Here is a 542-nt window from a genome sequence, read left to right as displayed (position 1 = left end):
GGGAGGCGGCCGAGCGCGAGGGCCGCAGTCTTGCCCCGCTGATCACCAGGCTCAACGAGATCCGGCGGGCCAACCCGGCCCTGCACCGGCTGCGGAATCTCCGCTTCCACCACACCGACCAGGAAGCGGTGATCGCCTACTCGAAGAGGAGCGGTCCGAACACGGTTCTGGTGGTCGTCAACCTCGACCCCCACCACACCCAGGAGGCGACGGTGTCGTTGGACATGCCGCAACTCGGCCTGGACTGGCACGAGTCGGTGCCGGTGCGCGACGAGCTCACCGGCGAGACCTACCAGTGGGGCAGGGCCAACTACGTGCGCCTCGAACCGGGCGCCCGGCCCGCGCACGTGCTCACCGTCCTGCGACCGTCCAACCCGCAGATCGGAGGGTCACCCACATCATGATCGTCAACGAGCCCGTTCCGGACACGTTCGCGGACACTCCGGCCAAGGACCGTGACCCCGAGTGGTTCAAGCGCGCCGTCTTCTACGAGGTCCTCGTCCGCTCGTTCCAGGACAGCAACGGCGACGGCGTCGGCGACC

At 68.6% G+C, this 542-nt stretch carries 1 pseudogene; it reads left to right on the top strand.

From position 1 onward, the window contains the following. Positions 1–404: pseudogene (locus IE239_RS41625) on the top strand (alpha-1,4-glucan--maltose-1-phosphate maltosyltransferase); the annotation flags it as partial. Positions 405–542 lie beyond the last annotated feature (138 nt).

It is taken from the genome of Streptomyces humidus (genome assembly GCF_014649655.1).
In the GTDB taxonomy this organism is placed as follows: Bacteria; Actinomycetota; Actinomycetes; order Streptomycetales; family Streptomycetaceae; genus Streptomyces; species Streptomyces humidus.
This window is presented reverse-complemented; position numbering and strand designations above follow the sequence as displayed.